20 protein-coding genes and 7 tRNA genes are annotated in these 18,904 nt (G+C 71.8%); 16 read left to right on the top strand and 11 right to left on the bottom strand.

Annotation, left to right across the window (positions count from 1 at the left end; genetic code table 11):
• Positions 1 to 37 precede the first annotated feature (37 nt).
• Positions 38 to 1,279 (top strand): uroporphyrinogen-III C-methyltransferase, encoded by a 1,242-nt coding sequence (gene cobA / locus P3L51_RS17555; RefSeq protein ID WP_354606187.1) that lies wholly within the window; start codon positions 38 to 40, stop codon positions 1,277 to 1,279.
• Positions 1,272 to 2,093: a TrmH family RNA methyltransferase gene (locus P3L51_RS17560; protein ID WP_354606188.1), complete on the top strand. Its 822-nt coding sequence runs from the start codon at positions 1,272 to 1,274 to the stop codon at positions 2,091 to 2,093. Before cobA ends, P3L51_RS17560 begins: the two co-directional genes overlap by 8 nt.
• Before the next feature lie 6 nt (positions 2,094 to 2,099).
• Here P3L51_RS17560 and P3L51_RS17565 read toward each other — a convergent pair whose 3' ends face one another.
• Positions 2,100 to 3,350, bottom strand: coding sequence for a serine/threonine-protein kinase (locus tag P3L51_RS17565; protein WP_354606222.1), 1,251 nt, complete (start codon positions 3,348 to 3,350; stop codon positions 2,100 to 2,102).
• Between the two features lie 205 nt (positions 3,351 to 3,555).
• Between P3L51_RS17565 and P3L51_RS17570 the strand changes: the two genes are divergently transcribed.
• The 4 genes from P3L51_RS17570 to P3L51_RS17585 all read left to right on the top strand — a co-directional run bounded on the left by P3L51_RS17570 (position 3,556) and on the right by P3L51_RS17585 (position 5,824).
• A complete protein-coding gene (locus P3L51_RS17570) occupies positions 3,556 to 3,813 on the top strand; it encodes a DUF8836 family protein (RefSeq protein WP_354606189.1) in 258 nt (85 codons plus the stop codon).
• Between the two features lie 185 nt (positions 3,814 to 3,998).
• On the top strand, positions 3,999 to 4,205 hold the full coding sequence (locus tag P3L51_RS17575; protein WP_354606190.1) for a hypothetical protein: 207 nt from the start codon (positions 3,999 to 4,001) through the stop codon (positions 4,203 to 4,205).
• Between the two features lie 234 nt (positions 4,206 to 4,439).
• Entirely contained in the window at positions 4,440 to 5,447 is a 1,008-nt protein-coding gene (locus P3L51_RS17580; RefSeq protein ID WP_354606191.1) for a phosphotransferase family protein, read from the top strand.
• Between the two features lie 68 nt (positions 5,448 to 5,515).
• Positions 5,516 to 5,824 (top strand): TFIIB-type zinc ribbon-containing protein, encoded by a 309-nt coding sequence (locus P3L51_RS17585; RefSeq protein WP_354606192.1) that lies wholly within the window; start codon positions 5,516 to 5,518, stop codon positions 5,822 to 5,824.
• A 54-nt stretch (positions 5,825 to 5,878) separates the two neighbouring features.
• Here the strand turns inward: P3L51_RS17585 and P3L51_RS17590 are convergent.
• From P3L51_RS17590 to P3L51_RS17610, 5 genes are all read right to left on the bottom strand, one after another.
• A tRNA-Val gene (locus P3L51_RS17590) sits at positions 5,879 to 5,950 on the bottom strand.
• Positions 5,951 to 5,972: 22 nt separating this feature from the next.
• Positions 5,973 to 6,044: transfer RNA gene (locus tag P3L51_RS17595), tRNA-Val, on the bottom strand.
• 20 nt (positions 6,045 to 6,064) lie between these two features.
• Positions 6,065 to 6,136: transfer RNA gene (locus tag P3L51_RS17600), tRNA-Val, on the bottom strand.
• Between the two features lies 1 nt (position 6,137).
• Positions 6,138 to 6,211 (bottom strand) — tRNA-Cys (locus P3L51_RS17605).
• Between the two features lie 36 nt (positions 6,212 to 6,247).
• Positions 6,248 to 6,320 (bottom strand) — tRNA-Gly (locus tag P3L51_RS17610).
• A 179-nt stretch (positions 6,321 to 6,499) separates the two neighbouring features.
• Here P3L51_RS17610 and P3L51_RS17615 point away from each other — a divergent pair.
• Genes P3L51_RS17615 through P3L51_RS17625 form a run of 3 tightly spaced genes read left to right on the top strand, consistent with a single transcriptional unit; the run spans position 6,500 to position 9,259 of the window.
• The gene (locus tag P3L51_RS17615) at positions 6,500 to 7,555 is read left to right on the top strand and encodes a chorismate-binding protein (protein ID WP_354606193.1); all 1,056 of its coding nucleotides are present in this window, start codon (positions 6,500 to 6,502) and stop codon (positions 7,553 to 7,555) included.
• Complete coding sequence (locus P3L51_RS17620) at positions 7,556 to 8,377, top strand: aminotransferase class IV (RefSeq protein ID WP_354606194.1); 822 nt, start codon at positions 7,556 to 7,558, stop codon at positions 8,375 to 8,377.
• 42 nt (positions 8,378 to 8,419) lie between these two features.
• Positions 8,420 to 9,259 (top strand): GNAT family N-acetyltransferase, encoded by an 840-nt coding sequence (locus tag P3L51_RS17625; protein WP_354606195.1) that lies wholly within the window; start codon positions 8,420 to 8,422, stop codon positions 9,257 to 9,259.
• A 24-nt stretch (positions 9,260 to 9,283) separates the two neighbouring features.
• Here the strand turns inward: P3L51_RS17625 and P3L51_RS17630 are convergent, their stop codons facing one another.
• Positions 9,284 to 9,796 (bottom strand): DsbA family protein, encoded by a 513-nt coding sequence (locus tag P3L51_RS17630; RefSeq protein WP_354606196.1) that lies wholly within the window; start codon positions 9,794 to 9,796, stop codon positions 9,284 to 9,286.
• A 205-nt stretch (positions 9,797 to 10,001) separates the two neighbouring features.
• Here P3L51_RS17630 and P3L51_RS17635 point away from each other — a divergent pair, with 205 nt between their 5' ends.
• Together P3L51_RS17635 and P3L51_RS17640 are read left to right on the top strand one after the other, a co-directional pair.
• Positions 10,002 to 10,463 carry a hypothetical protein gene (locus tag P3L51_RS17635; protein ID WP_354606197.1) on the top strand — a complete coding sequence of 154 codons (462 nt, stop codon included), beginning with the start codon at positions 10,002 to 10,004 and terminating at the stop codon, positions 10,461 to 10,463.
• Positions 10,464 to 10,590: 127 nt separating this feature from the next.
• Positions 10,591 to 10,743: a hypothetical protein gene (locus P3L51_RS17640; protein ID WP_354606198.1), complete on the top strand. Its 153-nt coding sequence runs from the start codon at positions 10,591 to 10,593 to the stop codon at positions 10,741 to 10,743.
• Positions 10,744 to 10,746: 3 nt separating this feature from the next.
• On the opposite strand, the gene P3L51_RS17645 is transcribed toward P3L51_RS17640, so the two are convergent.
• Positions 10,747 to 11,304 carry a CGNR zinc finger domain-containing protein gene (locus tag P3L51_RS17645; RefSeq protein WP_354606199.1) on the bottom strand — a complete coding sequence of 186 codons (558 nt, stop codon included), beginning with the start codon at positions 11,302 to 11,304 and terminating at the stop codon, positions 10,747 to 10,749.
• 205 nt (positions 11,305 to 11,509) lie between these two features.
• On the bottom strand, positions 11,510 to 11,923 hold the full coding sequence (locus P3L51_RS17650) for an SsgA family sporulation/cell division regulator (RefSeq protein WP_023542925.1): 414 nt from the start codon (positions 11,921 to 11,923) through the stop codon (positions 11,510 to 11,512).
• Between the two features lie 190 nt (positions 11,924 to 12,113).
• Here P3L51_RS17650 and P3L51_RS17655 point away from each other — a divergent pair, with 190 nt between their 5' ends.
• Together P3L51_RS17655 and P3L51_RS17660 are read left to right on the top strand one after the other, a co-directional pair.
• A complete protein-coding gene (locus tag P3L51_RS17655) occupies positions 12,114 to 12,572 on the top strand; it encodes a TIGR02611 family protein (protein WP_354606200.1) in 459 nt (152 codons plus the stop codon).
• A gap of 54 nt (positions 12,573 to 12,626) precedes the next feature.
• Positions 12,627 to 12,698, top strand: a tRNA-Val gene (locus P3L51_RS17660).
• Between the two features lie 79 nt (positions 12,699 to 12,777).
• Here P3L51_RS17660 and P3L51_RS17665 read toward each other — a convergent pair.
• Entirely contained in the window at positions 12,778 to 15,270 is a 2,493-nt protein-coding gene (locus P3L51_RS17665) for an SCO7613 C-terminal domain-containing membrane protein (protein WP_354606201.1), read from the bottom strand.
• A 92-nt stretch (positions 15,271 to 15,362) separates the two neighbouring features.
• On the opposite strand from P3L51_RS17665, the gene P3L51_RS17670 reads away from it, so the two are divergent.
• Together P3L51_RS17670 and P3L51_RS17675 are read left to right on the top strand one after the other, a co-directional pair.
• The gene (locus tag P3L51_RS17670; RefSeq protein ID WP_354606202.1) at positions 15,363 to 15,818 is read left to right on the top strand and encodes an SRPBCC family protein; all 456 of its coding nucleotides are present in this window, start codon (positions 15,363 to 15,365) and stop codon (positions 15,816 to 15,818) included.
• Between the two features lie 39 nt (positions 15,819 to 15,857).
• Positions 15,858 to 15,929, top strand: a tRNA-Val gene (locus tag P3L51_RS17675).
• 54 nt (positions 15,930 to 15,983) lie between these two features.
• Here the strand turns inward: P3L51_RS17675 and P3L51_RS17680 are convergent.
• Positions 15,984 to 16,709 carry an exonuclease domain-containing protein gene (locus P3L51_RS17680; protein ID WP_354606203.1) on the bottom strand — a complete coding sequence of 242 codons (726 nt, stop codon included), beginning with the start codon at positions 16,707 to 16,709 and terminating at the stop codon, positions 15,984 to 15,986.
• Positions 16,710 to 16,903: 194 nt separating this feature from the next.
• Here P3L51_RS17680 and thrS point away from each other — a divergent pair, with 194 nt between their 5' ends.
• Complete coding sequence (gene thrS, locus P3L51_RS17685; RefSeq protein WP_354606204.1) at positions 16,904 to 18,886, top strand: threonine--tRNA ligase; 1,983 nt, start codon at positions 16,904 to 16,906, stop codon at positions 18,884 to 18,886.
• Positions 18,887 to 18,904 lie beyond the last annotated feature (18 nt).

The raw sequence follows: 18,904 nt of genomic DNA on the forward strand, positions 1-18,904 counted from the left end.
CAGCCCCCGCACCGTCTCCAGAGGAGCCCGTAGCGCCATGGCCGAGCATCCCGCCTACCCCGTCGGACTCCGTCTCGCCGGGCGGCGCGTCGTCGTCGTCGGGGGCGGGCAGGTAGCCCAGCGCCGCCTGCCGGCACTCATCGCGACCGGCGCCGACATCCTGCTCGTGTCGCCGTCCGCGACCCCCTCCGTCGAAGCCATGGCCGACGCCGGCGAACTGCGCTGGGAACGCCGCCCGTACGCCGACGACGACCTGAACGACGCCTGGTACGTCCTGGTCGCCTCCAGCGACACCGAGGCGAACGCCCGAGCCTCCGCCGAGGCCGAGCGGAACAGGACCTGGTGCGTACGGAGCGACGACGCCGAGGCCGCCACCGCCTGGACCCCGGCCACCGGCCGCAGCGAGGGCGTCACCGTCGCCGTACTCACCGGACGCGACCCGCGCCGCTCCGCCGGCGTACGCGACGCCATCGTCGAGGGCCTGCGCGACGGCACCCTCGCCGCCCCCCGCCACCGCACCCGGACCCCCGGCGTCGCCCTCGTCGGCGGCGGCCCCGGCGATCCCGAGCTGATCACCGTCCGCGGCCGGCGCCTCCTCGCCGAGGCCGACGTCGTCATCGCCGACCGCCTCGGCCCCCGCGACCTCCTCGACGAACTCCCGCCGCACGTCGAGGTGATCGACGCGGCGAAGATCCCGTACGGCCGCTTCATGGCCCAGGAGGCGATCAACAACGCGCTGATCGAGCACGCCAAGGCGGGCAAGGCCGTCGTACGGCTCAAGGGCGGCGACCCGTTCGTCTTCGGCCGCGGTATGGAGGAGGCCCAGGCCCTCGCCGACGCGGGCATCGCCTGCACCGTCGTCCCCGGCATCTCCAGCTCCATCAGCGTCCCCGGCGCGGCGGGCATCCCCGTCACCCACCGGGGCGTGGCACACGAGTTCACGGTGGTCAGCGGTCATGTCGCCCCCGACGACCCGCGCTCCCTGGTCGACTGGCCGGCGCTCGCCCGGCTGCGCGGCACGCTCGTCCTGCTGATGGCCGTCGACAAGATCGACGCCATCGCGCGGACCCTCATCGCCCACGGCAAGTCGCCGTCCACCCCCGTGGCGCTGATCCAGGAAGGCACCACGGCGACCCAGCGCCGCGTCGACGCGACACTCGAAACCGCGGCTGAAGCCGTCACCGCGCAGGACGTACGGCCCCCGGCCGTCATCGTCATCGGCGACGTGGTCTCGGTCGGCCCCGGCCGGGGCACCGGCGGTGCCAACGACCGTGGCTGAGATCGTCACCGTCGAAGCGGCCCCCGACGGCTCCGCCGACCCCCGCCTCGCCGACTACACCGACCTCACGGACGTCGAACTCCGCCGCCGCCGCGAGCCCGCCGAGGGCCTGTTCATCGCCGAGGGCGAGAAGGTCATCCGCCGCGCCGTGGCGGCCGGTTACGAGATGCGCTCCATGCTCCTGACGGCCAAGTGGATCGACGTCATGCGCGATGTCATCGACGCGACCGCCGCGCCCATCTACGAGGTCGCCCCGGACCTGGCCGAACGCGTCACCGGCTACCACGTCCACCGCGGCGCCCTCGCCTCCATGCGCCGCAAGCCCCTGCCGCTCCCCGCCGACCTGTTGCGCACGGCACGGCGCGCCGTCGTCTTCGAGGACATGGTCGACCACGCCAACCTCGGGGCCGCCTTCCGTAACGCGGCGGCGCTCGGCGTCGATGCGGTGCTCCTCACCCCGCGCTGCGCGGACCCGCTCTACCGCCGGGCCGTGAAGGTCTCGATGGGTGCCGTCCTCCAGGTCCCCTGGACCCGGCTGGAATCCTGGCCGCACGACGCCGACCTGCTGCGCGAGGCGGGATTCGTCACCGCCGCCCTCTGTCTGGACGAGAAGTCGATCACCCTCGACGCGCTCGCCGAGCGGCGTCACGACAGGCTCGCGCTCCTCTTCGGTACGGAGGGCGACGGACTGACGGCCGGCGCCCTCGCCGCCGCCGACCTACGGGTGAGCATCCCGATGGACGCCGGGGTGGACTCCCTCAACGTCGCCGCCACCTCGGCCGTCGCCTTCTACATGACGCGGCCCCGAGGCTGACCCGGCCTACAGCTTCTGCGCCGCCGCGATCCCCATCGCGACCACCAGCGTCACCACCACGAAGACGATCAGCCGCTGGCGCAGCAGCCGGGGATTGGCCGGCCTGCGTCCGCCGCGTCCACCCGACGTCGTACGCGCCCCGGGCCTGGTGCCCTGACGCCCGCCGGTGCGGGAGGAGCCGTCGCGGGGCCTCGGCGCACGCCCGCCGCCGGTGCGCGGCGCCGAACCACGCGGGCCGTGCGCACGGGAGTCGTGCCCGCCCGCCGTACGCCCCTGCGTGGACCGGTCGGACCGGTCCGTCCGCTCCATCCGTTCCGGTCGCTCCGTGCGCTCGGTCCGCTGCGGCATCCGCGCCGTACGCTCCGGAATCCGGCCCGTCGGCACGTCCTGCCCGATCCGCTCCCGCTGCGCCGGCGGCCGTCCGTCCGGCAGCCCCTGAGCCTCCCGCGCCGCGATCTCCTTGAGCCGCATCGACAGCTGAAGCGTGCTCGGCCGCTCCTCGGGGTCCTTCGCCAGACAGGCCCGCACCAGCGGCGCCAGCGCGTCCGGCACCCCGTACAGCTGAGCCTCCTCGTGCACGACCCGGTAGAGCATCACTTCCGAACTGCCGTGCCCGAAGGGCGAGTCGGCCGTCGCGGCGTAGGCCAGCGTCGCGCCGAGCGCGAAGACGTCGGTCGACGGGCTCACCGCCGCGCCGCGCACCTGCTCGGGCGCGAGAAAACCGGGCGACCCCACCGCCGTACCGACGTGCGTGAGCGTGCTCGCCCCGGTCGCCCAGGCGATCCCGAAGTCGATGATGCGCGGGCCCTTGGGGGAGAGCAGGATGTTCGACGGCTTCAGATCGCGGTGGACGACCCCGGCCTCGTGCACGGCCAGCAGCCCCTCGGAGAGCGCGGCTCCTACGGAGGCGACCTCGGCGGCGGACAGCGGCCCGTCCTCGGCGACCTTGTCGTGCAGTGAGGGCCCGGGAACGTACTGGGTGGCGAACCACGGCCGGTCCGCGTCGAGATCGGCGGCCACCAGGCGGGCCGTACAGCCCCCGCGGATCCGCCGGGCCGCCGAGACCTCGCGGGCGAACCGCGAGCGGAACTCCTGGTCCTCGGCGAGATCGGGCCTGATCACCTTCAGCGCGACCCGCTGGCCTCGCCGGTCGGAACCCAGGTACACGACCCCCATGCCGCCCTGGCCGAGCCGCCGGTGAATCCTGAACGAACCGACGACACGCGGGTCCTCGCGCCGGAGCCGCATCATCGCCATGTCCATCCCCGCTGCCCGGTCGTCCGTGTGACGTGGCACAGCTTACGTACCCGCGCCCCGGGGCGCTCATAGGCCGCGCCCTCGGAGACGGATCGATTGTCAGTGCCGGGTGAGAAACTTGAGGGGTGGTCAGGGGGCCGCGGATCCAAGGTCCTCAGGCCCGTGCGAGATCTCAATGGTCCGTCGCAGAAGGGGGATTGGATCAATGAAGGGTGACCGCGTGGAGATAGTGGTGGACGCGGGTGACACGACTCGTACGTACGAAGTCGTGGCAAGTCGGGCAGGCCGCCGGGTGGAGACGGCGGTGCGTCGAGGAGTGGTGGAAGTGAGTGAAGTCACCCGCAACGGCTCGGTGGTGCGTACGGCGCGCTTCATGGCCACCCGGGTGCTCGCTCTGGTCGAACAACCGGTGCCCAGGGAGGACCTCTCCGAGCGTCCCCTCCGGGATGACCCGCAGGTGTAGGACCCCCTCTCCACCCAGGGGAGTACGCGCGGGGGGTACCGGTCATCCTCCGGGAGGCCCGGCAATCGGTACGCGGGCATGACGACCCAGGCGCGGCGCCTGCCTAATGTTGTTGTCAGCGGCGAGTGCAGCACTCGTCCCCCGAGGTCAGACACTCGCCGCTGCCAGACACGAGGAGAAGGACCATGGCCGACACGGCATCGCGAGCGATGATCCGCACGCAGGGACGCAGGGCATTCGACGCGTTCGGCGGGCGGAGTTCCGGTTCGCGCCACCCCTTGGTGGCGACGGCCATGGTCCTCCCTCTCGCGGCCCTGCTGGTCGTCGTATTCGGCGGCTGGGAAGCAGTGGTCACACAAGCGTCGTCCGTGGGCGTGATGCTGGGGCGCTGAGCGGCGCCCCAGGTTCGGGAGAGCGGCCCGAACCATCGACATCCGGCCAACAACCCCGTGGGGACGGGGGTGCGGCGGACGGCAGCGTTTGGCCGGTCAGCTGGGGAGCTGACCGGCCATCGCGCTGTCCGGACCCGTTTCGGCTCACCGACCACACGACCCGCGGGACCAACGCGCCGCGTACGAGGCCCGCGTAGGCTCCCGGCGAGACACACCGCACCGGGGGACACCACCGTGACCACATCCGCGTCCACGACCGCGTCCGTCGTACGCGCGCTCACCGTCGCCGCCCGTCACGCCGCCCACCCGGACACCGCCGGCCCGACCACCGGCTCGGCGCCCGCGCGCCCCTGCCGCGCCTGCGGACGCGACGAGACCGTGCTGGCCGACCGTTCCGACGGTGTGGTCGTACGGCACGGAGCCGTGGTCGCCAAGGCGCACGCGCCCGCCACCGATCCAGCGGGCCACCGCGCCCGGCTCCTCGCCGCGGCGCACCCGCTGCTCGCCGGCATCCTGCTGCCACCCCTCCCGGCGACCCCCCGGCACATCGCGGGCCGGCCCGTCTCCGCATGGCCGTACGGCACCCCCGTCGACCCCGACCGCCCCGACGACGCGCCCTGGGAGGCGGCGGCGACCCTGCTGGCCCGGCTGCACGCCGTACCGCCCGCCGCCCTCGCGCCGCAGGGTGTCCCGCCCATGCGCGGCCCGCTCAAGGCCGCCCAGGCCCTCTCCCGGATGCGGGCCGCCGGACGCCACCCGGCCGCCGTCGACGTGGCGCGCGCCTGGGCCGGCCTGCCCGCCTGGGCCAGGGACGAGGCGCCCGCACCCGCCGGCGGGCCGCTGTGCCACGGGGACTTCCACCTCGGGCAGCTCGTACGGCACCCCGCACCGGACGGCCCGTGGCTGCTGATCGACGTGGACGACCTCGGACTCGGCGACGCCGCCTGGGACTTGGCCCGCCCCGCCGCCTGGTACGCCGCCGGACTGCTGTCCCCCGACGAGTGGTGGCGCTTCCTCGGCGCCTACCGCTCGGCGGGCGGTCCCGCCGTACCGGCCGACGGTGACCCCTGGCCCCGGCTCGATGTCGCCGCCCGCGCCCTCACCGTCCAGACCGCCGCCCTGGCCGTCGCGAAGTCGACCGAGCAGGGCCGTGAACTGGACGAGGTGGAGGCGACGATGATCGAGACCTGTGCCCGAATCGCCACACTCCCAACGAAGTTGGCGGCCGGGCCCTCGTCGTAAGGTGAACAGACCGTCGCCGGGAGGCATTCCGGCGGTGCCGACCGAACGGCGAGGAGCTGAGCCGACCCATGCAGTGCCCCAAGTGTCATGCAGCGATGCACACGTACAACCGCAACGGTGTCCAGATAGAGCAGTGCAGCGGCTGCCGGGGGATCTTCCTCGACTACGGCGAGCTGGAGTCCCTCACCCGCCTCGAGGCGCAGTGGGGACAGCAGGCCCCGCCCCCGCCCGCGGCCCCCGGCGGCTACCCCGCTCAGGGGGCCCCCGGCTACCCCGCGCAGGCGGCGCCGGCTCCCGCGTGGGGCGCGCCGCACGGCGGCCACCACGGCGGTCACCACCGCCAGAAGGGCTTCGGCAGGATGCTCTTCTCCTCCTGATCGAACCCCGCGCACGACGAAGCCCCCGGCTGTGAGGCCGGGGGCTTCGGGCTGTGCGCGATACTGGGATTGAACCAGTGACCTCTTCCGTGTCAGGGAAGCGCTCTCCCGCTGAGCTAATCGCGCGGGGCGACCCGCGTGTACTGCGTGCGCGATACTGGGATTGAACCAGTGACCTCTTCCGTGTCAGGGAAGCGCTCTCCCGCTGAGCTAATCGCGCGGGAATCCAGGTGGATCCAGTGGACGATACTGGGATTGAACCAGTGACCTCTTCCGTGTCAGGGAAGCGCTCTCCCGCTGAGCTAATCGTCCTTGGAGGTGGAGACGGGATTTGAACCCGTGTAGACGGCTTTGCAGGCCGTTGCCTCGCCTCTCGGCCACTCCACCAGGAGCACGGGGGCCGGGAATCAATCCCCCCACTCGAGCGGACGACCAGGTTCGAACTGGCGACCTCAACCTTGGCAAGGTTGCGCTCTACCAACTGAGCTACGTCCGCGTGCCGTTTCCCGGTCCCTACTGCGCGGTCCGGCGACGTGGTGAACTCTAGCGGATTACGGGGCCAGTACAAAAACGCGTTTGTGCAGCGTGCTGCCGTGCGTTCACACTGCGGCACCTCCACGGCGCCGTCGAGACACGTTCGCGGTGCGTCCCGCCCGCCGTCCTAGACTCGGCACCGTGTACGACCTCCCTCCCCTGGCCCGCTTCGGTGATCTCGTCGCCACCGATCTGCGCGATGTCACCCGTGACCCGGAAGCCCTCGAATCCACCGGCTTCTGGGCCGTCGCCATGGACTTCGAGGGCCGCCCCACCTGCGCCCGCTTCGGCGACGTACGCCGCGAACCGGTGCCCGCCCCCGTCCCCGGGCAGTGGCAGGGCCCCGCGGCGGGCGACTGGGCGTCGTCGCTCGACCGCGCCGCGTACGTCTCGGGCGTACGGCGCGTACGCGAACTCATCGCGGCCGGCGAGGTCTACCAGGCCAACCTCTGCCGCGTCCTGACGGCGCCGCTGCCCGACCCGGACGCCGCCGATGTCGACGCGCTGACCGCCGTGCTGGCGCGCGGCAACCCCGCCCCGTACGCCGGCACGATCCGACTGCCCGCCCACGGCGTGGAGATCGCCACCGCGTCGCCGGAGCTGTATCTGCGGCGCACCGGGCGCACGGTGGAGTCCGGCCCCATCAAGGGCACCGGCCGGACCGCCGACGACCTGCTGGAGAAGGACCACGCCGAGAACGTGATGATCGTGGACCTCGTCCGCAACGACCTCGGCCGCGTCTGCGCCACCGGATCCGTGACCGTCCCCGCCCTCTGCGCCGTCGAGCCCCACCCCGGCCTCGTCCATCTCGTGTCGAGAGTGCGCGGCGAACTCGCCGGGGGCGCGGGCTGGCCGGAACTGCTGGCCGCGACCTTCCCGCCCGGATCGATCACCGGCGCGCCGAAATCCAGCGCCCTGAAGATCATCGAGGAGCTGGAGACCGCGCCCCGCGGGCCGTATTGCGGCGCCGTCGGCTGGGTCGACGCCGACCGTGGCACCGCCGAACTGGCCGTAGGCATAAGGACGTTCTGGATCGAACGGGACCCTCCGCGTGGCCCCGTCCTGCGCTTCGGCACCGGCGCGGGCATCACCTGGGGATCCGATCCCGAGGGTGAGTGGCAGGAGACCGAACTCAAGGCCTCGCGGCTGCTGGCGGTAGCGTCGGGAGTGTACGAGGCGACGGGAAGGACCGGCTAGATGATGATCTGGGTCAACGGCGGACTGCGGGCGGCCGACGACGCGCGCGTGTCCGTGCTCGACCACGGGCTGACCGTGGGCGACGGAATCTTCGAGACGGTGAAGTCCGTCCGGGGACGGACCTTCGCCCTCACCCGCCATCTGGACCGGCTGACCCGCTCGGCGCGCGGTCTCGGACTGCCCGACCCCGACCACGACGAGGTGCGCGCGGCGTGCGCCGCCGTGCTGGACGCCAATCCGGTCGAGATGGGCCGGCTGCGGATCACGTACACCGGAGGTCTGTCGCCGCTCGGCTCGGACCGCGGCGACGCAGGCCCGACCCTGGTGGTGGCCGTAGGCGAGACGAAGCGCCGCCCCGACACGACGGCGGCGATCACCGTCCCCTGGACGCGCAACGAACGGGGCGCGCTGACCGGGCTCAAGACCACGTCGTACGGCGAGAACGTCGTCGCCCTCGCCCGTGCCCACGAACAGGGCGCCTCCGAGGCCCTGTTCGCCAACACGGTGGGAGATCTGTGCGAGGGCACGGGCTCCAACGTCTTCGTCGTCCTGGACGGACAGCTCCACACCCCGCCCGTCTCCTCGGGCTGTCTGGCCGGTATCACCCGGGCGCTCACGGTGGAGTGGGCGGGAGCCCAGGAGACCCGGCTGCCGTTCGACGCGCTCGACCGGGCCGACGAGATCTTCCTGACGTCGTCGCTGCGCGACGTCCAGGCCGTCCACCGCGTCGACGGCCGTGAACTGCCCGGCGCCCCCGGTCCGGTCACCGCCAAGGCCATGCGCGTCTTCGAGGAGCGCGCGGCGGCCGACATCGATCCGTGAAACCTGATGACGCGTGGCCGTGAGATGGGTACAACTCCCCTGATGACCACCACTCTGCGGCCGACCGGGCCGCTTCAGCAGACCGATGACGGTATGAAGTCACGCACCTACGACGTGTGTGACAACAGCCGCCCCCTGGGCGTGATCGAGCTGGGCATGGACGGCGCCTTCGGCACCCCGGCGGGCGTGCTGCGCCAACTGCGGATCGACGAGGCGAACCGGCGCCGAGGCCGTGGCACGATCGCCGCGCTGGCCGCCGAGGAGGTCCTGCGCGGCTGGGGCTGCGGCCAGGTGATCGCCTCCGTCCCCACCGAGGCCGGGGGAGTGCTGCCACTGCTGGAGACCCTGGGCTACACCGAGCGCAGCAGGAACATGCGGAAGAACCTCTCCCCGGAGCCCCCGGCCCTGCCGCCCGGACTCGTCGGCAGGGCGATGGACGAGACGGAGTACGAGGTCTGGGAGGCGCACTCGCTCGACGGCTTCCGGCAGAGCTGGATCGACCGGGGCCTGCCGCCGGACCAGGCCGGCGCCAAGGCGGAGTCCAGCCGCCGCGAGAACCTGCCCGCCGGCCTTGCCACCCCCGACACCTGGATCGAGGTCCTGACGCACGACGGGGACGTGGTCGGCCACGTGTGGGTGGGCACCAGGGAGATCGACCCCGGCGTCGTCGGGGCTTTCGTGTACGACGTGAAGGTGTCCGAGGACCTGCGCGGCAAGGGCTACGGCCGCGCGCTGATGCTGCACGCCGAGCGGATCGGCCTCGTCGCGGGTACGGGAGTGCTGGGCCTGCACGTCTTCGCGGGCAACGCCCCGGCGATCGGCCTCTACGAATCCCTCGGGTACGCGACGACGCACCGCAACGTCTTCAAAACGCTGCTCTGAGTACCGCCCGCGGGAGGGCGGGCGTCAGCCCTCGGCGAGCAGCCGGTCGGCGATCTCCTCGACGCGCTCGCGCAGGCCCTCCTGGCTCTTGCCGCCGTCGAGCCGTTCGCCGCCGATGACATAGGTGGGGGTGCCGGTCACGCCGATCGCCTTGCCCTCGGCCTGGTCGGCGTCGACGATCAGGGTGTGCCGGCCGTCGATCAGCGCGGTGTCGAACTCCTCCTCGTCCAGGCCCAGTTGGCGGGCGACCTCGATCAGCAGCGGCTCGCCCCGGGCGTCCAGCTCCGCGTGGCGGGCCAGGACGGCCTCCGCGTAGGGCCAGCCCAGGCCCTGTTCCACCGCTTCCTCGGCCGCCTGGGCGGCGGCGAAGGAGTGCCGGTGCTTGTCCATCGGGAAGTGCCGCAGCCGTACGTCCAGCCGGTCGCCGTAGCGCGCCCGCAGCGCGCGCAGGTCCGCCAGGGCGGTGTGGCAGTCGACGCACTGGAGCTCGCACCAGACGTCGAGCACGACGGGTCCTGGGGTGGGGAAGTCACTCATGCGTTCAGTCTTCCAGGTCGCCGGAGCCCCTTCTGACCGGGACCTGGGGAGGAGGTGAACCCCGGAGATCTCCCTGAGGTCCTCCCGGACCGTGGCCTCCACCCCGCCGGGAGGTGCAGGATGGAAGGGTCGACATGTCGGCGTACACCGGCACGCGCGACGAGAAGCGCTCTTACCGACGACGGCACCACGCCTGGAGGACCGGATGATTGCCGAGACCATTTGTTCCGCGGTGTCCGCTGCCGGCCTCGGGATCGCGGCGATCACCGCGTACCGCAAACGTTTCCTCGCGGCGACCCGGATCGCCGCCTACTCGCTGGTGCCCGTGGCGCTCGTGATGACCGGCGTGATCCAGTGGCTCGCCGACAAGGCGTTCAGCCCGACCGCCTGGCTGGGTGTCGGGCTCCTCGGAGTCTCGTGGCTGCTCTTCATGACGACACGGATGGTGGAGCGGCGCGCGGGCGTCGGCACCCGTAAGGAACGCAGGGCGGCGGCCAAGGCGGCGCAGCGCGACGCGATCGCGCCCGCGGCCTCCGCGCCCTCGTTCGGCGCGTCCGCGGCCCCCGTGGCGCAGCCCAAGGCGGCCAAGGCGAAGAAGTCCGGCGGCACGGATTCGAGCGACGATTTCAGCGATGTCGAGGCCATCCTCAAGAAGCACGGCCTCTGACCGGGAGCCTCCCGGAGGCCCGTCCGTCTCAGGGGGTGGACGTTTGCCGTGAATCTGACGAACTCGCCTCGTCCGGACGCGTGTTGGTTGTTCGGCGGACCGTCGCCTGCGTCATGATCACCCCGCGATGCTCGATACCTCACGGGGCCAAACCCCCGCACCCACCGAAGAGCCGCGCGGATGCCTCTTCGCGCTCTCCCAGCCGCCGTTGATGATCTTCCTGACGGTGATCGGCACCCTGCTGCTGATGGCGGCGGTCCATGATCTGTTCCTGCTGTGACGCTCAGCCGGCCGCTTCCTTGCGGCGCGCCCGGTAGGCGGCCACGTGCAGCCTGTTGCCGCAGGTGCGGCTGTCGCAGTAACGGCGGGAACGGTTGCGCGACAGGTCGACGAAGGCGTGCCCGCAGTCCGGCGCCTCGCAGCGCCTCAGCCGTTCCTGTTCGCCCGCGACCACGATGAACGCCAGCGCCATGCCGCAGTCGGCGGCGAGATGGTCGGCCATCGAGGCGTCCGGCGCGAAGTAGTGCACGTGCCAGTCGTAGCCGTCGTGATCCGTCAGCTGCGGGGTCGTCCCGGCGGCGGCCACCAGGTCGTTGAGCAGCTCCGAGGCCTCGCGGGGACCGGGCGCGGCGAACACCTCGGCGAGGCGCGTACGTACGGACTCCACGGCCCGGAGATCGCGGGGACCGAGGTCGCCCACACCGCTCACGCGGTGGGTCTGTGCGAAGGCGTACAGGGCCTCGACATCGGGAAGCCCGTCCGCGCCGTCGGCCTCGGGGATCGTGTTCACGAGACTGACGACGGTCTCAAGGGCGTTGCGGGTGTCGTGGGGGATCTGCACGATTCGCTCCCTGGCCTGCTGCGGACCGGTGCCCGCCGGGTTCCGCAGATCCTAGGGGGTGTTCGCGGCGCGGGTGTCCGGGAGCGCGGCGACGCCGTCGTCGCGGTGGCTCCCGCGGCGACGGCGTCGCTGTCCGCCCGTATGTGGTTGTCCGCACGGCGCCGTCTCCCCGAGTCGGACGGCGCCGAGCAGCTCTCGGTCTGGCTCAGCTCTCGGCCAGGATGTGGGACAGCTCCGTGTCGAGGTCGAAGTGGCGATGCTCGGTGCCGGGTGGCACCGCGGCGTCGGTTCGCTTGAGGAAGGATTCCAGGGCTCGCGCCGGGGCCTCCAGCAGGGCTTCTCCCTCCGGAGAGCTGAGCGCGATGCAGACGACGCCCTGGCCCTGGCTGCGTGAGGGCCAGACTCGGACGTCGCCGGTGCCGGTGGGCCGGTGCAGCCCCTCGGCGAGAAGGTCGCGGGCGAACACCCACTCGACCGTCTCCTCGGCTCCGGTGTGGAAGGTGGCGTGCACGGCATAAGGATCGGCCGTGTCATACCGCAGGCCCGCGGGTACAGGCAGTGAGGACTCGCTCGATACAACGAGGCGCAGGTGCAGCTCGCAGCTGACCGTGGTGTTCATAAGCGCCAGGGCCTTTCGCTCAGTGTGCGCTCGGGGATTCGCACGTCGGCGAAATCGACATGCCACCTACGGTGCCGTTGTAAACCCCTCTGTCTGTTTTGTGATCCTTCAGGTAGCTCGTACAGGGGTGTGTAACTTCGACTTATGCCGCCATTCCGGTGACGACTCGGTGTCGGGTAGGTTGGGACTCATGCATGCGGAGAGTGACGAGCGGGGGGATGTCGTCGTGCCGACGGCAGAGAGAACCACGGGGGAATCGACGGGGGAGTCGGCCCGGCGTGAGCTGGGCTCACGCGCTCCGGGCTTTATCAAGAGTTCGAAGACGCTTCATGTGAGCTGGCAGGTCGGCGTATTCGTCGTCGGGCTCGCGGTGGTCGCGGCGGGTGTGGCGATGCTGGTGCTGCCCGGCCCCGGCTGGCTCGTGATCTTCGGCGGTATGGCGATCTGGGCGACCGAATTCGTCTGGGCACAACTGGTGCTCCGGTGGACGCGACGCAAGGTCACCGAAGCGGCGCAGAAAGCACTCGATCCCAAGGTGCGGCGGCGCAATATCGTCCTTACGACCATCGGTCTGGTGATCATCGCGGTACTGGTCGCCATTTACCTCTGGAACTTCGGATTGACCATGCCCTGGAAGATCGAGGAGTGACCGTGGAGCGGTCCGGTGGAGGCACTGACATGGGGTAATGTTTGCCCTGCGTCCGGGCGATTAGCTCAGTGGGAGAGCGCTTCGTTCACACCGAAGAGGTCACTGGTTCGAACCCAGTATCGCCCACCCGGAATCGATGCCCCGGAGACTTCACCGTCTCCGGGGCATCGGTCTTTTCCGGTACGTGATCCCGGGCGCCGGCCCGTCAGCGCATCCGGCCCACGGACTCCCGCAGCCGCCGGGCGTCGTGCAGGCGCCGTTCGTAGGTCGCGCCCACCGCCAGGAGCAGCAGTCCGGCGAGCGCGGGCGGCAGCCAGCGCGGCAGGGCGCCCACGGCCTGGACGACGTACGGCGCCAGCTCGTGCAGCGTGTCCAGGGCCAGCACACCCCCGCCGAGAACCAGCAGTGCCTGGAGCCGCAGCCGGGCGCCGATGAGCGTGACGGCGAGCGCGGCGACCCCCAGCGTCAGCGGGCGCGCCCAGTGCGTGTCGCCCCAGGCGGCGACGAGGCTCGGCAGGAGCGTCGCGGCGAGGCCGGGGCCGTACGCCGTCCAGGACGACGCCTCGGGGTCCCCACGGCGCCGCAGGACACCCACGACGAGCGCGAGGACGGTCACCGGCAGGGTGTACGCCTCCGGGGTGGCCACGTCGGAGGCGTACAACCGCACCCAGGTGGCCAGGACGAACAGCGCCGCCGCGAGAGGGCCGGCCGCCGGGCGGCGGTCCGGTCGCAGCGCGGTGCCCGCCGCGACGACCGCGCAGAGGGCCAGCACGAGGGCGACGGTCTCGGGGTGTCCCGAGGCGAGTACGACGGCGAGTGGACCGGCTCCGGCCGCCGTCAGCTCGATCGGCAGGGCCACGGGACGGCGGCGCAGGCGCGCGCCGAGCAGCGCGACGGCGACGGGCACGGCGAGGACGGCCAGGGCGATGTGCTCGCGCCGCAGCCCGGCGGACGCGCCGAGGGCGCACAGCAGCGCGACGGCCGTCGCGACGGCGACGCAGGCGAGGAGCGCCTGGAAGGACCGCGCCAGGAAGGCGGCCGATGCCTCGGCGGGGACGGCGCCGTCGGGGGCCGCTCCGGTTTCGGTCACGGCGGCGTCCAGCGTCACCGCGCCGCCGCACAGCAGGGCGAGCAGCACCCCGAGGGTGATCAGCGTGGTCGTCTCCGTGGCCAGCGCCAGCAGTGACACGGCCGCCGCGCCTGTCAGCGCGCAGATCATGGCTGTCGTCGAGACCGCCGACAGTGCCGGGTGGGCCGACCGGCGCCGGGCCGCGGGCAGGTGCGCGTACACCGCGAGCGTCAACGCGCCCGCCGTCAGGGCGAGATGCGTCGCCACGGCCGCCGCGTACCCGAGGTCCAGCGCCGCGGGAAGGACCAGCACCGCGGCCCAGCCGAGCGCCGTCGCGCCGCTCAGCGCGGCGGGCCGTGCGGAGACGGGCAGGTGGCGGTGGGCGGCCGCGAGGAGTCCGGCGGCGATCAGCAGCACCAGGGGGACCGTGGTCGTCGCCGGCCATCCCGGATCCGTCCCGAGCGCTTCCCGGGCGCCGCCCGGTGCGCCCGACCAGACGCTGTCCGCCCGGGACATCGGGCCGAGCAGCGTCACGGCCGTCGAGGGCAGCGTCCACAGGACGGCCCCGGATACGACGACCCCGGCGGCGGCGCACAGCCCGTGTACCGTCGCGCGGGGCAGCGGAGCCCGTACGGCCGTCAACAGGGCCGCGCCGCACAGCAGATACCCGACGACGGCCCAGCCGGTCGACAGCGAGGGCCGCGGCACACCGCCGGCCGCGGTGACCGCGGCCAGACCGGCCACCAGGGCGCCGGCGAACGAGACACCGGGCAGACGCACGGCCATGAAGAGACCCAGACCGGCCCCGGCCAGCAGCAACAAGGCGGGCCGGGTGGCGTCGAGCGGGGTATCGGCGGTCAGGGAGAGCCCGCCCGCGATCAGCAGCGCCAGGCCGCCCGACACCCAGGCGGTGACGCCGGCGATCGACCTGGCCGGCACGGGCTTCGCCGACAGCACGATCGCGGTGTCCGCGACGGCGGTCGCCAGCAGCGCCCACGCGAGCGTCACCAGGCTCGCGTCCGCGCTCAGCGCCCAGAGCGGCAGCGGGAGTTGGGCGGTCAGGACCGCGGCGGGCAGCGGAGTGCGCAGCCGGTCCAGGAGCAGCCCGTAGGCGGCCCAGACCGCGGCCAGTACGGCGCACGCGGTGGCCGTGTAGCCGAGCGGGTCCGTGTCGGGCAGCGCGACCCGGTGCAGGGCGTAGGCGTCGAGGACGGTCAGCACCAGGGCCAGCGCGCCGACGGCCTCGGCGGTCGAGGCCAGGGCGCGGCGCAGCAGGACGGCCGGCGCGGCGAGCGCGGCCAGGGTGACGGTGCCCAGCACGACGGACCGGCCGCCGATGCCCATGGCGCCCCAGCTGACGACGGTGAAGGCGACGGCCGCGATGGTCAACAGCACGCCGCCCAGCGCCAGCAGGGCGTTCTGCACGCTCGGCGGGGACGTCTCGGGCGCTCGGGGGACGGGCCGGGGTGGCGGTGGCTGCGCTGCCACCGGTGACTGTGGTGCCTCGGGACGCAGCAGCGTCAACAGATAGGACCTACGGGCGAGCAACTGGGCTCTGCGGGCCTCGATTCGGGCCAGCTCGCCATCGAGGACCGCCAGCTCCTCGGCCGGTCGCGGAACGTTCTCCATGGCCTGGAGTGTGGTCCGCGCCACAGCACGGGCCATCGGCTCTCGTACTCAGATACGTGCGTGAGTACGTGCGCGGGGCGCACACTTGCCGCATGGACTGGTATCACTACCGCTTCCGCAGCGTCTGGGAACTCGACGCGGCCCCGGACATCGTCTTCGGGGTGCTGGAGCGGGCCGGTGAGTACCCCGACTGGTGGCCCCAGGTCCGGGAGGTGACACCGGTGGACGAGCGCTGCGGGACCGCCCGGTTCCGGTCCGTGATTCCGTACGACCTCTTCGTCCGCGCCCGCGAGAGCAGGAACGACCCGCGCGCCCGCGTCCTGGAGATGGAGATGACCGGTGACCTCGAAGGCTGGGCGCGCTGGACGCTGAGCGCCCGGGGCGGCGGCACACGCGCCCTCTACGAGCAGGAGGTCGTCGTCAACAAGCCGCTGCTGCGGCGTCTCGCCGTGGCCGGGCGCCCCTTCTTCCTCGCCAATCACGCGCTGATGATGCGGGCCGGGCGGCGGGGGCTGCGGAAGGTCCTCGCACGGCGTCATACGGTTTGAACGAAACCCGCCGAGACCTGTATGGTTCAGTCCGTTCCCGGGCGATTAGCTCAGTGGGAGAGCGCTTCGTTCACACCGAAGAGGTCACTGGTTCGAACCCAGTATCGCCCACCGGGAAAGGCCGGTCCGTCGATGACGGACCGGCCTCGCCGTGTACCCCAACGGTCAGGCCACCACGGGCATTCGGGGCCGCAGCGGCCACGCCGGATCGGGCGCCGCCCGTGCCGCGCCGCGTGCGAACCACTCCTGCTGGCCACGCGACTGCGCCGCGTGCCAGACCGCCTGACGCCCGTGCAACTGGGCCGCGGTCAGCTGCTGCGTCGTGGTGGCGAACCGGCGCCCCACCGACCGGACCACTTCGAGCGCCGCCGCCGCTTCGGCCACGGCGTCGTGCGAGCCGTCCAGCACCACCCCGTAGAGCGAACAGAGATCGACCAGCCGTCGGCGGCCCTTGCGGGCGGCGTCGAGATGGCGGTCCAGGACGCTCGGATCCAGCACGCAGAACGGTGCGTTCTCCAGATAGCGGGCCAGCGACGAGTCGCGGTGACGCCGCATCTCGCGGTCGAGCACCGTCAGACCGAACGGCGCGTTCATCACCACCAGCGGCCGGCCCGCCATGCACTGCTCGGCCAGCGCCCGGCCCACCTCCTCGATCACCGGCGCCGGCCAGCGGCCCGAGCGCTGGACCAACGCGTCGGTGAGCCCGTGCACTTCGGTCGCCCCGACCGGTATCGGTATCCCCGGATTGACCAGCCAGCGGGTGACCCGGGCCCGGGCGCCCGAGATGTCCTGGACGACGAGGGCGGCCGAGACGATCCGGTCCACCTCGGCGTCGGTGCCTGTCGTTTCGATGTCGAATGCGGCCAGGGGGCCCTCGTACCAGTGCGTCATCCCTGAACTCCTCGCGCACGCTCGGCAGATGGCATGAGGCCGACTGCCCGAATCGGTGATACCCGCGACCTTTGTGACGTACGCCGGAGATGACGGCACAATTCAACCGTTTAGCGAGTGGCCCCTCCGGCTCGGTACGATTCCCGTCGCGTACGGAAACGAGCGTGCGCGCCCCATGAGTGAAGGAGAGACCGGTGTCAGATGTCCGCGTGACCATCGAACGCGATTCCGAGCGGGAAGAGCGCGTGGTGACGACGGGCACTACGGCGGCCGAACTCTTCCCCGGCGAGCGCACCGTGATCGCCGCCCGCGTGGGTGGCGAGCTGAAGGACCTCAGTCACGAGGTCGCCGACGGCGAGAGTGTCGAGCCCGTCGAGATGTCCTCCGAGGACGGCCTGAACATCCTGCGCCACTCCACCGCGCACGTCATGGCGCAGGCCGTGCAGGAGCTGTTCCCCGAGGCCAAGCTGGGTATCGGTCCGCCGATCAAGGACGGCTTCTACTACGACTTCGACGTCGCCGAGCCCTTCACCCCCGACGACATCAAGCGCGTCGAGAAGAAGATGCAGGAGATCCAGAAGCGCGGCCAGCGGTTCTCCCGCCGGGTCACCACCGACGAGGACGCGCGGATCGAGCTGGCCGACGAGCCGTACAAGATCGAACTGATCGGGCTCAAGGGCAAGGCCGCCGACGCCGCCGAGGGCGCGTCGGCCGAGGTCGGCTCCGGTGAGCTGACGATCTACGACAACCTCGACGCCAAGACCGGCGAGCTGTGCTGGAAGGACCTCTGCCGGGGTCCGCACCTGCCCACCACGCGTAACATCCCGGCCTTCAAGCTGATGCGCTCCGCCGCCGCCTACTGGCGCGGCAGCGAGAAGAACCCGCAGCTCCAGCGGATCTACGGCACCGCCTGGCCGTCCAAGGACGAGCTGAAGGCCCACCTCGAGTTCCTCGCCGAGGCCGAGCGCCGCGACCACCGCAGGCTGGGCAGCGAGCTGGACCTCTTCTCCTTCCCCGACGAGCTGGGCTCCGGCCTCGCGGTCTTCCACCCCAAGGGCGGGGTGATCCGCAAGGAGATGGAGCAGTACTCGCGCCACCGCCACGAGGTGTCCGGGTACGAGTTCGTCAACACCCCGCACATCTCGAAGAAGAAGCTCTTCGAGACCTCGGGGCACCTGCCGCACTACGCGGAGGGCATGTTCCCGCCCATGCAGTTCGACGGCCAGGACTACTACCTCAAGGCCATGAACTGCCCGATGCACAACCTGATCTTCAAGGCGCGCGGGCGGTCCTACCGTGAGCTGCCCCTGCGCCTGTTCGAGTTCGGCACGGTCTACCGCTACGAGAAGTCCGGCGTCGTGCACGGCCTCACCCGCTCCCGCGGCTTCACCCAGGACGACGCGCACATCTACTGCACCAAGGAGGAGATGCCGCAGGAGCTGGACTCCCTGCTCACCTTCGTGCTGGATCTGCTGCGCGACTACGGGCTGTCCGACTTCGAGCTGGAGCTGTCCACCCGCGACCCGGAGTCCGACAAGTTCATGGGCGAGGACGCCGAGTGGGAGGAGGCCACGGCCGCCCTCCAGCAGGCCGCCGACAAGCAGGGCCTGCCGCTGGTCCCCGACCCGGGCGGCGCCGCGTACTACGGCCCCAAGATCTCCGTACAGGCCAAGGACGCCATCGGCCGGTCCTGGCAGATGTCCACCATCCAGGTCGACTTCCAGCAGCCGAAGCGGTTCGAGCTGGAGTACACCGCGTCCGACGGCACCAAGCAGCAGCCCGTCATGATCCACCGGGCGCTGTTCGGCTCGATCGAGCGCTTCTTCGCCGTGCTCCTGGAGCACTACGCGGGCGCGTTCCCGGCCTGGCTGGCCCCCGTGCAGGCGGTCGGCATCCCGATCGGCGACGCGCACGTGCCGTATCTCCAGGAGTTCGCCGCGCGGGCGAAGGCCAAGGGACTGCGGGTGGAGGTGGACGCGTCGGCGGACCGGATGCAGAAGAAGATCCGCAACCACCAGAAGGCCAAGACGCCGTTCATGATCATCGCCGGTGACGAGGACGTCGCCAACGGCGCGGTGTCCTTCCGCTACCGGGACGGGACACAGAAGAACGGCATCCCCGCCGACGAGGCACTCGCCGAGCTGCTGGACGTCGTGGAGCGCCGCGTACAGGTCTGAGACGTGATCCACGGCCCC

This window comes from Streptomyces panacea, assembly GCF_040560175.1.
Classification (GTDB): Bacteria; Actinomycetota; Actinomycetes; order Streptomycetales; family Streptomycetaceae; genus Streptomyces; species Streptomyces panacea.